Annotated in this window: 16 protein-coding genes; 6 read left to right on the top strand and 10 right to left on the bottom strand. The window is 50.5% G+C overall.

The window, feature by feature from the left end:
* The first annotated feature begins 258 nt into the window (after nucleotides 1-258).
* The gene (locus FDX14_RS13340; protein ID WP_038634622.1) at nucleotides 259-813 is read left to right on the top strand and encodes a gamma carbonic anhydrase family protein; all 555 of its coding nucleotides are present in this window, start codon (nucleotides 259-261) and stop codon (nucleotides 811-813) included.
* On the opposite strand, the gene FDX14_RS13345 is transcribed toward FDX14_RS13340, so the two are convergent.
* From FDX14_RS13345 to dprA, 6 genes are read right to left on the bottom strand one after another with little or no spacing between them, the layout of a single operon-like run.
* The gene (locus FDX14_RS13345) at nucleotides 789-1046 is read right to left on the bottom strand and encodes a DUF1488 family protein (RefSeq protein ID WP_061381067.1); all 258 of its coding nucleotides are present in this window, start codon (nucleotides 1044-1046) and stop codon (nucleotides 789-791) included. The two genes, FDX14_RS13340 and FDX14_RS13345, sit on opposite strands and share 25 nt — an antisense overlap.
* On the bottom strand, nucleotides 1043-1864 hold the full coding sequence (aroE, locus tag FDX14_RS13350) for a shikimate dehydrogenase (RefSeq protein WP_137349684.1): 822 nt from the start codon (nucleotides 1862-1864) through the stop codon (nucleotides 1043-1045). The genes FDX14_RS13345 and aroE overlap by 4 nt, the downstream gene beginning before the upstream one ends.
* 1 nt (nucleotide 1865) lies before the next feature.
* Complete coding sequence (tsaC, locus tag FDX14_RS13355; RefSeq protein WP_042312111.1) at nucleotides 1866-2438, bottom strand: L-threonylcarbamoyladenylate synthase type 1 TsaC; 573 nt, start codon at nucleotides 2436-2438, stop codon at nucleotides 1866-1868.
* A 4-nt stretch (nucleotides 2439-2442) separates the two neighbouring features.
* Entirely contained in the window at nucleotides 2443-2985 is a 543-nt protein-coding gene (locus FDX14_RS13360; RefSeq protein ID WP_042312108.1) for a DNA topoisomerase family protein, read from the bottom strand.
* 26 nt (nucleotides 2986-3011) lie between these two features.
* On the bottom strand, nucleotides 3012-3485 hold the full coding sequence (smg, locus tag FDX14_RS13365) for a DUF494 family protein Smg (protein ID WP_038634635.1): 474 nt from the start codon (nucleotides 3483-3485) through the stop codon (nucleotides 3012-3014).
* Nucleotides 3457-4581, bottom strand: coding sequence for a DNA-protecting protein DprA (gene dprA / locus FDX14_RS13370; RefSeq protein WP_042312104.1), 1125 nt, complete (start codon nucleotides 4579-4581; stop codon nucleotides 3457-3459). The genes smg and dprA overlap by 29 nt, the downstream gene beginning before the upstream one ends.
* Nucleotides 4582-4710: 129 nt before the next feature.
* Here dprA and def point away from each other — a divergent pair, with 129 nt between their 5' ends.
* From def to mscL, 5 genes are all read left to right on the top strand, one after another.
* Entirely contained in the window at nucleotides 4711-5220 is a 510-nt protein-coding gene (def, locus tag FDX14_RS13375; RefSeq protein ID WP_038634641.1) for a peptide deformylase, read from the top strand.
* 14 nt (nucleotides 5221-5234) lie between these two features.
* On the top strand, nucleotides 5235-6182 hold the full coding sequence (gene fmt, locus FDX14_RS13380) for a methionyl-tRNA formyltransferase (RefSeq protein ID WP_042312102.1): 948 nt from the start codon (nucleotides 5235-5237) through the stop codon (nucleotides 6180-6182).
* 51 nt (nucleotides 6183-6233) lie between these two features.
* Complete coding sequence (gene rsmB / locus FDX14_RS13385; protein WP_042312122.1) at nucleotides 6234-7523, top strand: 16S rRNA (cytosine(967)-C(5))-methyltransferase RsmB; 1290 nt, start codon at nucleotides 6234-6236, stop codon at nucleotides 7521-7523.
* A 21-nt stretch (nucleotides 7524-7544) separates the two neighbouring features.
* A complete protein-coding gene (gene trkA / locus FDX14_RS13390) occupies nucleotides 7545-8921 on the top strand; it encodes a Trk system potassium transporter TrkA (RefSeq protein ID WP_006687350.1) in 1377 nt (458 codons plus the stop codon).
* A 141-nt stretch (nucleotides 8922-9062) separates the two neighbouring features.
* Nucleotides 9063-9476 carry a large-conductance mechanosensitive channel protein MscL gene (mscL, locus tag FDX14_RS13395; RefSeq protein ID WP_003031152.1) on the top strand — a complete coding sequence of 138 codons (414 nt, stop codon included), beginning with the start codon at nucleotides 9063-9065 and terminating at the stop codon, nucleotides 9474-9476.
* Here mscL and arfA read toward each other — a convergent pair.
* From arfA to rplQ, 4 genes are all read right to left on the bottom strand, one after another.
* Nucleotides 9473-9691, bottom strand: coding sequence for an alternative ribosome-rescue factor ArfA (gene arfA, locus FDX14_RS13400; protein WP_038634656.1), 219 nt, complete (start codon nucleotides 9689-9691; stop codon nucleotides 9473-9475). The genes mscL and arfA overlap by 4 nt on opposite strands.
* Before the next feature lie 59 nt (nucleotides 9692-9750).
* The gene (zntR, locus tag FDX14_RS13405; protein WP_042312097.1) at nucleotides 9751-10176 is read right to left on the bottom strand and encodes a Zn(2+)-responsive transcriptional regulator; all 426 of its coding nucleotides are present in this window, start codon (nucleotides 10174-10176) and stop codon (nucleotides 9751-9753) included.
* A 10-nt stretch (nucleotides 10177-10186) separates the two neighbouring features.
* Nucleotides 10187-10555, bottom strand: a complete 369-nt coding sequence (locus FDX14_RS13410; protein WP_061381071.1) for a DnaJ family domain-containing protein — start codon at nucleotides 10553-10555, stop codon at nucleotides 10187-10189.
* A 107-nt stretch (nucleotides 10556-10662) separates the two neighbouring features.
* Nucleotides 10663-11046: a 50S ribosomal protein L17 gene (gene rplQ, locus FDX14_RS13415; RefSeq protein ID WP_001216370.1), complete on the bottom strand. Its 384-nt coding sequence runs from the start codon at nucleotides 11044-11046 to the stop codon at nucleotides 10663-10665.
* Between the last annotated feature and the right edge of the window lie 19 nt (nucleotides 11047-11065).

Here is an 11065-nt window from a genome sequence, read left to right on the forward strand (position 1 = left end):
CATTTTCAGGTTTTTCTCTTCAACCGACCGGCTGTTTGCGTGAAGTGATTCACATCCACCGTGTCGATGGAGGCGCATTATAGGGATCCCATTTTTTAGCACAAGTGTTTTTTGGATCTTTTTTGCTGAATGCTTGTTTTTCACCCCTTTCGCTATATTCCTGCGCAATTTGGCTGATTTTTGATAGATAAATCACTTGCACAGTCTCGATAATCCAACCAAAGTCTTCATTACCGCTCTATTTTCGCTGAGGTAAACATGTCTGATGTACTGCGCCCTTATAAGGATCTTTTCCCACAGATCGGAAAACGCGTGATGATCGACACCAGTAGCGTCGTCATTGGTGATGCCCGTTTGGCTGATGATGTCGGAATTTGGCCACTGGTCGCGATCCGTGGCGATGTGAACTACGTGCAAATCGGTGCGCGTACAAACATTCAGGACGGCAGCGTTCTACATGTCACGCATAAATCTACATCCAATCCACAGGGTAATCCGCTGATCGTAGGTGAAGATGTCACAGTTGGTCATAAAGTCATGCTGCACGGTTGTACCATTGGTAACCGCGTATTAGTCGGCATGGGATCGATTCTGTTGGACGGTGTCGTTGTTGAAGACGACGTTATGATTGGGGCGGGAAGCCTGGTTCCGCAAAACAAACGCCTGGAGAGTGGATATCTGTACCTGGGAAGCCCGGTTAAGCAGATCCGTCCATTGAGTGATGAAGAGAAAGCAGGCTTGCAATACTCAGCTAACAACTATGTTAAGTGGAAAGATGAGTATTTAAGTCAGAGTAACCACACCCAACCCTGAGCGTCTTCCTGCTGGTCCTGGATCAATGCTTCGGCCTCTTCTTCCAGGTCCCAGCGATGTAATCGAAAGGTTTCCAGCCACTGTTCAGGCGTCTCACCGCCAAAGCGGGACGCCAACATCTTTCCCGATATGGCACATGTTAACTGCATCCCATGAACCATTGCAGGGAAAACAATGGCATTTACATCCGTCCGCCATTCTTCTCGATCGGGAAACTGGATCGCCTGATTCATGCCGACAATTCCTGTTGCATGCTTTTAATGACCGGCTCAATCTGGGGTAAAACGCCATGCCAGAGCAAAACAGCATGTGCAGCTTGTCCCACCAGCATCCCCAGACCATCGGCATACTGTTTCGCCCCATGCTTTTCACACCAGGAAAGGAACGGCGTATTCCCTTTCTGATAAAACATGTCGTAGCAGTAGGCGGAGGGATGGATAAGAGATGCCGGAATAGACGGGACCTCACCGCTAATACCGCTGGACGTCGCGTTAATAATCAGATCAAAGCGGTGATTATCAAGTTCGTCCATTTCCACTGCCTGCACGCTACCGGTATGAGAGAAGAGCTGTGCCAGTTCTTCAGCGCGGGAGGCCGTACGATTAACAATGGTTACCGCACAATCCATTGAAAGAAGAGGTAGCAATACCCCACGGGATGCACCGCCCGCACCAATCAGCAGAATTCGCGATCCGGGACGAATGAAAGATAAACGCTCAAGATCGCTTAATAAACCGATACCATCCGTGTTATCTCCCAGCAAACGTCCATCCTCCAGCCGTTTAAGGGTGTTAACTGCTCCAGCTAGCGATGCCCGGTCTGTTAATTCATCGGCACGCGCAAACGCCTCTTCTTTAAAAGGAACGGTGACATTTGCTCCCTTACCCCCCTCAGCAAAAAAGGCGTTCAGCGAATTCGCAAAGTCATTGATCGGCGCCAGTACACGTCCATAGGAGTAATCAATCTTCAGCTGCTCTGCAAATTGCTGATGAATAAAAGGCGATTTACTGTGCGCTATCGGATTACCAAAAACAGCATAGGCTTCTTTCATATTACCCCTGTCGAAACTGTTCACCCGTCAGTGCATCACGGATCTCCGAAGGATTCAAACGCCCTCCGGTCTCTCCTTCAACAACGGGAAAGTCTGTACCAAACTGCGCGCGGACTTCCTCTACCGTTCGGCAAGGCGGTAAGCCACTCAAATTTGCACTGGTGGAAACTATAGGTTTGCCATAAGCCTGGCACAGTGCAACCACCAGCGGATGATCTGTGACACGCACGGCCAGCGAATCAAAACGACCGGTCAACCAACGAGGTGTAGACGCAAGTGCCGGGAAAACGAAGGTGACAGGACCCGGCCAGCGAGCGAAGATAGCCTCGCGTTGAGCATCAGTAAGCGAGCTATCGTCAATATAGGGCTTAAGTTGCTCAAAGTTAGCCGCAATCAAAATTAGGCCTTTCTCGACCGGGCGTTGTTTTAGTTCCAACAAACGACTTACTGCCGTTTCGCTGTCGGGATCGCAGCCGACACCAAATACAGCTTCTGTTGGATAGGCGATGACTTTCTCTTGGTTCAGTACCTCTATTGCAGCAGCGATAGGGCCTGTGGGCAGGTTATTATTCACTTTTTTATTCCGCCGAAATCGGCTTTCCACATTGTTTACTGGCACAGAAATGCTTCACACCCTGCGCGGTTTTCTTTTCGATGAGTAGCGGATAATGACACTCTGGACATTCTCCGGCTAACGGTTTGAAGTTAATGACAAACTGGCACTCCGGATAGCGATCGCAGGAGTAAAAAGTTTTGCCATAACGTGAACGCCGCTGGACCAGGTGACCAGTCTGGCATTGAGGACAGACTATTGCTGTTTCATCAGGCTTGTCGATAAGCTCGGTGTGATCGCACGCAGGGTAGTCACTGCATCCGATAAACATACCGAATCGCCCCTGTCGCAGCACCAACTCAGCGCCACATGCAGGGCAAAACTTACCCTCCAGAACTTTGACAATATGTCCGTCCGCCGATGATTTCAGCGGACGGACATAATCGCAATCTGGATAGTGTGAACAACCGAGAAACGGACCGTGTTTCCCGGAGCGAATAACCAGTTCGGCCCCGCATTGTGGGCAGGGCTCGTTTTTACGCACCGTAAACAGTGCTGATTTAGCCATAACAACTCATACTGAATGAAGATTGATTAATGCAGCATACCTTCATTCACTTCAAAGAGTAATTCTTCCATTTGCTGATAGGCATTTTCACAACCCGGAATGTTGAATAGCACCATCAGGATTACCCACTTCAGGTCTTCCAGATCAAACTCTGCCGTATCCAGCGCGAGTACGCGCTCAATTACCATTTCTCGCGTTTCGAGGTTTAGCACCTGAATCTGCTCCAGGAATAGCAAGAATCCGCGACAGCTCGCATCCAGTCGTTCACATTCTTCTGCAGTATAAATACGCAGAGAAAGAGGGTCAGACGCCAGCTGCATAGGTTCGGCAAGGCCATCCTGATAATCAGCAAGCTTTTCCAGCCACAGTAACGCGTTGTAGATGTCTTCACGATCAAAACCAGCGTCGGTAAGATCCCGTTCCAGTTTGTCCTGATCCACACGCAGCTCAGCTTCGTTATGGATATATGTCTCAAACAAATACATTAGTACGTCGAACATGGCATGCCCTCCTCAATCGGACATAGCCGCCGGGTACAGCTGCGATCCATCCTGCTAACTCCAGTTCGAGTAGTTGAGCCACTACCTCTGGCACAGGTTGGCCGGCACGTTCAGCGACGACGTCAACAGGTGTTACCTCATCTCCTACGTTAGCCAGGAGCTCAGGAAATGGCAATGCCACCTCTTCGTGATCTGGCGAATAAATTGATTTTTCAGGTTCATCTGGCAACCATTGCAGCCCATATTGCAAATTTTCCAGAATTTCCTCTGGTGCGGTCACAAGCGTGGCTCCCTGCTGAATAAGCCAATGTGGACCTTCACTTCCTGGACTCCCAATCGGTCCGGGCAAAGCAAAAACCTCCCGTCCTTGTTCCAGCGCACAGCGTGCTGTGACCAATGAACCGCTGCGCTGCGCGGCCTCAACGACCAGGACACCTTTACTTAGACCACTGATAATGCGATTTCGTCGGGGAAAATTGCGCGGCAGCGGGAGCGTATCTAATGGGAACTCAGACACCAATGCGCCTCCGGACTCGATCAGACGTTCAGCGAGACGGACATGCTGTCGTGGATGAATGGTCTCAAGCCCATTTCCCAGCACCGCAATACTCGTGCCTTGTCGGTTTATCGCCGCATTATGCGCCACACCATCAATCCCTCGGGCCAGCCCACTGGTTATCGTCACCCCAGACGCGGCAAGCTTTTCGCAAAATAATCGCCCCCAACGTTCGCCATACCATGAATGTTGGCGACTACCGACGACGGCCACCTGAAATGAATGCAGGCATGCGGGAGTACCGGCAACGAAAAGTACCCCTGGATAATCTTCAATCACGCGCAGCTGGGACGGATAATGCTCGCTGTCGGCAACCACTAAATGGTGGTTCGGCTGCTCCAACCAACGCAGCGTTTTTTCCAGTAACTGTTCTGAAAAGGTTAAAAAGCGCATGGCCTGGCGGGAAGATAATCCTGCGTGCTGGAGTATCGTGTTGTTAATACAGGGTTGGGCATTGAGCCAGTGGGCAAGGCGCACCATCTCATCACCATACAGTTCATTCACTTGCGCTAAACGTAGCCAAATTTCAATTTGGGTCATCCCTGCTCCCCTGCCACAAGCAGTCCTGGCAATCTTTGCGATTGGTCACTGATGCTGTCAATCAGAGGGGGTTTTGTCTAGAATAGAGGTAATAATCTTTTCAACTCCTGAACACAACTCTGGATAACTATGTCAGTTTTGCAAGTGTTACATATTCCGGACGAGCGTCTTCGCAAAGTCGCAAAGCCGGTTGAAGAAGTGAATGCAGAAATTCAGCGTATCGTTGATGATATGTTCGAAACGATGTACGCAGAAGAGGGTATCGGTCTGGCCGCAACACAGGTCGATATCCATCAGCGCATCATTGTTATTGATGTCTCTGAAAATCGCGACGAGCAGTTGGTTTTAATCAACCCGGAGCTGCTGGAGAAAGATGGCGAAACCGGCATTGAAGAAGGTTGCCTGTCTATCCCCGAACAGCGTGCGTTAGTACCACGTGCTGAGAAAGTAAAAATTCGTGCGCTCAATCGCGACGGTAAATCTTTTGAACTGGAAGCCGATGGCCTGCTCGCTATCTGCATTCAACATGAAATGGATCACCTGGTCGGTAAACTGTTTATCGATTATCTGTCTCCGTTGAAGCAACAACGTATTCGTCAGAAAGTTGAAAAACTCGACCGCCTGAACGCCCGAGCTTAAGGACAAGAATCAACGTGTCAGACTCACTACGTATTATTTTTGCGGGTACACCTGACTTTGCAGCGCGTCACCTTGACGCGCTGTTGTCTTCTGGACATAACGTCGTTGGCGTGTTTACCCAACCGGACCGCCCTGCGGGACGCGGTAAAAAGCTGATGCCCAGCCCGGTAAAAGTGTTAGCAGAAGAAAAAGGGATACCGGTTTTCCAGCCCGTCTCTCTTCGCCCTCAGGAAAACCAACAGTTGGTTGCTGATTTACACGCAGACGTGATGGTGGTAGTGGCATATGGACTGATTCTGCCAAAAGCCGTGCTGGAGATGCCGCGCCTGGGTTGTATCAACGTTCACGGTTCCCTGCTTCCACGCTGGCGTGGCGCAGCACCGATTCAACGTTCACTGTGGGCTGGCGATAGCGAAACGGGTGTTACCATCATGCAAATGGATGTTGGTCTCGACACCGGTGATATGCTGCTTAAGCTCTCATGCCCGATTACGGCAGAGGATACCAGCGGTTCGTTATACGACAAGCTGGCAGACCTGGGGCCTCAGGGGCTGATTGAAACGCTAAAACAGCTGGCTGCTGGCACGATAAAACCCGTGGTACAAGATGAATCACTGGTTACGCATGCAGAGAAACTCAGTAAAGAAGAGGCCCGTATCGACTGGTCACTTTCGGCCGCTCAGTTGGAGCGCTGCATCCGCGCCTTTAACCCGTGGCCAATGAGCTATATCGTCATCGACGAGCAACCAGTAAAAATTTGGCAGGCGACGGTGATCGATACGCCCGCTAACGCTGAACCAGGCACAATTCTGGAAGCGACCCGTCAGGGTATCCAGGTTGCAACAGGCGACGGCATCCTGAATCTCGTCTCTTTGCAGCCTGCAGGCAAAAAAGCCATGAGTGCGCAGGATCTGCTTAATTCGCGCCGGGAGTGGTTTGTGCCCGGAAACCGTCTGGCCTGACGGTTCATCTCTTTAAGCCCGGTGTTACCGGGCATTTTTATTTTTGCACTTATGAAAAAACATCTTAATTTACGCAGTATGGCGGCCCAGACCGTCGAGCAGGTTGTCGAAAAGGGGCAATCATTAAGCAACGTGCTGCCCGCCATGCAGCAAAAAGTTGCCGATAAAGATAAAGCGCTGTTGCAAGAGCTTTGCTTCGGCGTATTGCGCACACTCTCGCAACTGGAGTGGATGATCCAGCAACTGATGGAACGTCCGATGACGGGCAAACAGCGTACCGTTCACTACCTGATCATGGTGGGCTTCTACCAACTGCTGCATACCCGTATCCCACCCCATGCTGCGCTGGCCGAAACCGTAGAAGGCGCCGTGGTGATTAAGCGTCCGCAGTTGAAAGGGCTGATCAATGGCGTATTACGCCAGTTCCAGCGCCGTCAGGAAGAACTACTGGCCGAGTTCGCACAAAGCGATCTACGTTTCTTACACCCCTCCTGGCTGGTAAAACGTATTAAAGCCGCTTATCCACAGCAGTGGGAAGCCATCCTTGAGGCTAATAACCAACGCCCGCCAATGTGGCTCCGTGTTAATCGCAACCACCATACGCGCGACGCCTGGCTGGAACTACTCGCCGAAGCAGGATTGACCGGTTTCCCTCATCCGGATTACCCGGATGCGGTCCGTCTGGAGACACCTGCCTCCGTACTCGCTCTGCCTGGTTTTGAGCAAGGTTGGGTCACCGTTCAGGATGCCTCTGCCCAGGGTTGCGTCAGCTATCTGCAGCCACAAAACGGAGAGCAGATCCTTGATTTATGTTGCGCTCCCGGCGGCAAGACCACCCACATTCTGGAGGTCGCGCCAGATGCGAACGTGATGGCAGTCGATATCGACGATAAACGCCTGTCTCGCGTGTATGACAACCTGAAACGCCTGGGTATGAAAGCAACCGTGAAGCAGGGTGATGGTCGCTATCCGCAGCAGTGGTGCGGTGAGCAACAGTTTGACCGTATTTTGCTGGACGCCCCATGTTCTGCCACTGGTGTAATCCGTCGCCATCCGGATATCAAATGGCTGCGTCGCGATCGGGATATTGCCGAACTCGCTCAGTTGCAGGCGGAGATCCTCAACGCTACCTGGACACACCTTAAGCCTGGCGGCACGCTAGTCTATGCAACCTGTTCTATTCTGCCAGAAGAAAACCAACAGCAGATCGCCGCGTTCCTTGCACGCACACTGGATGCGGTGTTAAGCGAAACCGGTACGCCAGAGCAGCCAGGACGTCAGAATTTACCGGGTGCAGAAGATGGCGACGGCTTCTTTTACGCTAAGCTAATCAAAAAGTGATGAGATAACGGGTCGCGACTGATGAAAATTATCATTCTTGGCGCAGGGCAAGTTGGCGGTACGCTGGCTGAAAACCTGGTCGGAGAGAACAACGATATCACGGTAGTCGATACCAATGGTGAGCGCCTGCGCAGCTTGCAGGACAAGTTCGATCTCCGCGTCGTGCAAGGACATGGTTCACATCCCCGTGTATTGCGTGAGGCTGGTGCCGACGATGCCGATATGCTGGTTGCCGTAACCAGCTCAGATGAAACAAATATGGTTGCCTGCCAGGTAGCTTATTCCCTGTTTAATACGCCTAACCGTATCGCCCGTATTCGTTCACCGGATTATGTTCGCGATGCGGACAAGCTATTCCAATCCGATGCTGTCCCTATCGATCATCTGATTGCGCCTGAGCAACTGGTTATCGATAGCATTTATCGCCTGATTGAATATCCGGGCGCATTGCAGGTCGTGAATTTTGCCGAGGGCAAAGTCAGTCTGGCGGTCGTGAAAGCTTATTACGGCGGACCGCTAATCGGTAATGCGTTGTCGACAATGCGCGATCACATGCCGCATATCGATACCCGCGTTGCGGCAATATTCCGTCATGACAGGCCAATTCGCCCGCAGGGCTCTACCATCGTTGAAGCGGGTGATGAGGTTTTCTTTATCGCGGCATCACAGCACATTCGCGCCGTCATGAGCGAGCTACAGCGTCTGGAAAAGCCGTACAAACGCATTATGTTAGTCGGTGGCGGTAATATCGGTGCGGGGCTCGCGCGGCGTCTGGAAAAAGATTACAGCGTCAAACTGATCGAGCGTAATCAGCAGCGCGCATCGGAGCTTGCAGAGAAATTGCAAAATACGATCGTCTTTTTTGGCGATGCTTCGGATCAAGAGCTGCTGGCGGAAGAACATATCGATCAGGTTGATCTGTTCATTGCGGTGACCAACGACGATGAAGCTAACATCATGTCGGCGATGCTGGCTAAACGAATGGGCGCCAAGAAAGTGATGGTGCTAATCCAACGCAGAGCGTACGTCGATCTGGTACAGGGCAGCGTGATCGATATTGCGATTTCACCGCAGCAGGCGACCATCTCCGCACTCCTGAGCCATGTGCGTAAAGCTGATATTGTTGGTGTTTCATCGCTACGCCGCGGCGTAGCGGAAGCCATTGAAGCCGTCGCACACGGTGATGAGACAACATCACGGGTGGTAGGTCGCTCAATTGATGAAATTAAACTTCCGCCCGGAACCATTATTGGCGCCGTTGTACGGGGTAACGATGTGATGATCGCCAATGACAACCTGCGTATTGAACAGGGCGATCACGTTATTATGTTCCTGACAGATAAAAAATTTATTACCGACGTCGAGCGCTTATTCCAGCCAAGCCCCTTCTTCCTGTAATAATTTGGGCGCTAATATAGCGCCCTTTTTATTTCCCTTTATTTATCAGGGCCTAATAATTTTTCCTTTCCGCAATACATAAATGGAAATTGCCTAAACATTTGTTAAACTTATAAACGTCAGCTGCATAGGGAGAATAAAATGAGCATTATTAAAGAGTTTCGCGAATTCGCGATGCGCGGGAATGTTGTCGATTTGGCAGTGGGTGTCATTATTGGTGCGGCATTTGGTAAGATCGTTTCATCACTGGTTGCCGATATCATCATGCCGCCACTGGGGTTGTTAATTGGTGGGATTGATTTTAAACAGTTTGCTTTAACGTTACGTGATGCGCAGGGAGACATCCCGGCGGTGGTCATGCATTACGGCGTATTCATTCAGAATGTCTTCGATTTTATTATTGTTGCGTTTGCTATCTTTATGGCAATCAAACTGATCAATAAATTGAATCGTAAAAAAGCTGAAGAGCCAGCGGCACCTCCAGCACCATCTAAAGAAGAAGTATTACTAAGTGAAATTCGTGACCTGCTGAAAGAACAGAACAACCGCTCTTAAGCGTTCACTGAAACAAAAAGGCCAGTGGTAAAAAAGTGCTTCACTTTCTTGCCACTGGCCTCCCAGTTTCCCCGATTGCCATGTTTACCTTTACGTAGATAACTTCCTTTCCCTTTCTTATTTTTCTCAACGCGCTGCCTGAACAGTGGATCATGCAGAAGCGCCTCAATGGCGTTGTCCTTTATCTGTCCTTTGGTATGCTGATAACGGCTCATACTCTCTCCAGTTTGTGGGGTAATTTACGCCGGGAGTGTAGACCTGACCGTGCAAAAAATCAACGGTCTGATATTGTTCCGCTGGCGCCTTGTTCAAGTGCTTCAAGAATAGAACAGTACACACTGCTATGTGCTTTACCACAGCACGCATCATTTAATCGCTGTAACGATCGTTGCATCGCCTGAAGCTCCGCTATGCGCGCTTCGACCTCTTGTAATCTTTCCTGAACGATCCCTTTTGATTCCTGGCAGGTATGATGCTCTGGATCTATGCGGATCGAAAGCAGTTCGCGAATCGACTCCAGTGTAAAACCAAGCTGACGGGCATAACGAATGAACTTCAGACGCTGAAGATCGCTTTCCGTGTAGAGGCGAAACCCGCCTTCGGTACGTACTTCATGTTCCATCATCTGCTGCTTTTCATAGTAACGGATAGTATCCGGCGTCACGTCAGCCAGCTTCGCTAATTCACCAATTCGATACATGCTCTCTCCGCTATTTGTCGTTGATCTTCTGCAGCAGCTTATCTGCGTATTCGCCGTGCAAAAACTCGGTGCTAAGCCCAGCCTGGCGAAGTTTTAGCTCCAGTAGCGACAACCGTCGACTGACTTCCTGATAACTGGGATCATCTTTGCGGATCCCCGCGAGTATTTCAAGCAGCTGGATCGCCTCTTTGCGCTGCTCAAGCTCAGGTGGAAGGCAGCCTGCATTTTTTAATAAACGGTATCCGGCCCGAAGTTCAGGCGGAATATGGGAATCATCGTCAAGGGTAAGCGGTTCGCCTGTACCAGGTAAATCATCAAACTCGCCTTTAGACTGTGCAGCAATAATATGGCGCTCCGCCCACTGGTCCAGTAACCACATATGACACTCCAGGGGATGAACAAAAAAAGTACAGATATTGTAGTTAAGTGGGGATATAGCGGATATAAAAAAACCCGCCGAGGCGGGGTTTTTTACGTTACTACAGATTACTCTGCAGCAGCTTCTGTTTTCTCTGAACGATCAACCAGCTCGATGTATGCCATCGGCGCGTTGTCGCCTGCACGGAAACCACACTTCAGAATGCGAGTGTAACCACCGGCGCGGCTCGCGAAACGCGGGCCCAGTTCGTTAAACAGTTTTGCCACGATCTCGTTATCACGAGTACGGGCGAATGCCAGACGACGATTAGCTACGCTATCAGTCTTGGCAAGAGTAATCAGCGGCTCAACTACGCGACGCAGCTCTTTCGCTTTCGGCAGAGTCGTCTTGATGATTTCATGACGAACCAGTGAACCTGCCATATTGCGGAACATAGCCTGGCGATGGCTGCTGTTGCGGTTCAGTTGACGACCACTCTTACGATGGCGCATGACCTTATCCTTCTCAGTA

Origin of the sequence: Citrobacter sp. wls710, from assembly GCF_005281115.1 — a bacterium.
Classification (GTDB): domain Bacteria; phylum Pseudomonadota; class Gammaproteobacteria; order Enterobacterales; family Enterobacteriaceae; genus Citrobacter; species Citrobacter werkmanii.

Coding starts and splice junctions, on each gene's coding strand:
- FDX14_RS13340 (WP_038634622.1), top strand. CDS start 259: ATGTCTGATGTACTGCGCCCTTATAAGGATCTTTTCCCACAGATCGGA.
- FDX14_RS13345 (WP_061381067.1), bottom strand. CDS start 1,046: ATGAATCAGGCGATCCAGTTTCCCGATCGAGAAGAATGGCGGACGGAT.
- aroE (WP_137349684.1), bottom strand. CDS start 1,864: ATGAAAGAAGCCTATGCTGTTTTTGGTAATCCGATAGCGCACAGTAAA.
- FDX14_RS13360 (WP_042312108.1), bottom strand. CDS start 2,985: ATGGCTAAATCAGCACTGTTTACGGTGCGTAAAAACGAGCCCTGCCCA.
- smg (WP_038634635.1), bottom strand. CDS start 3,485: ATGTTCGACGTACTAATGTATTTGTTTGAGACATATATCCATAACGAA.
- dprA (WP_042312104.1), bottom strand. CDS start 4,581: ATGACCCAAATTGAAATTTGGCTACGTTTAGCGCAAGTGAATGAACTG.
- def (WP_038634641.1), top strand. CDS start 4,711: ATGTCAGTTTTGCAAGTGTTACATATTCCGGACGAGCGTCTTCGCAAA.
- rsmB (WP_042312122.1), top strand. CDS start 6,234: ATGAAAAAACATCTTAATTTACGCAGTATGGCGGCCCAGACCGTCGAG.
- trkA (WP_006687350.1), top strand. CDS start 7,545: ATGAAAATTATCATTCTTGGCGCAGGGCAAGTTGGCGGTACGCTGGCT.
- mscL (WP_003031152.1), top strand. CDS start 9,063: ATGAGCATTATTAAAGAGTTTCGCGAATTCGCGATGCGCGGGAATGTT.
- arfA (WP_038634656.1), bottom strand. CDS start 9,691: ATGAGCCGTTATCAGCATACCAAAGGACAGATAAAGGACAACGCCATT.
- zntR (WP_042312097.1), bottom strand. CDS start 10,176: ATGTATCGAATTGGTGAATTAGCGAAGCTGGCTGACGTGACGCCGGAT.
- FDX14_RS13410 (WP_061381071.1), bottom strand. CDS start 10,555: ATGTGGTTACTGGACCAGTGGGCGGAGCGCCATATTATTGCTGCACAG.
- rplQ (WP_001216370.1), bottom strand. CDS start 11,046: ATGCGCCATCGTAAGAGTGGTCGTCAACTGAACCGCAACAGCAGCCAT.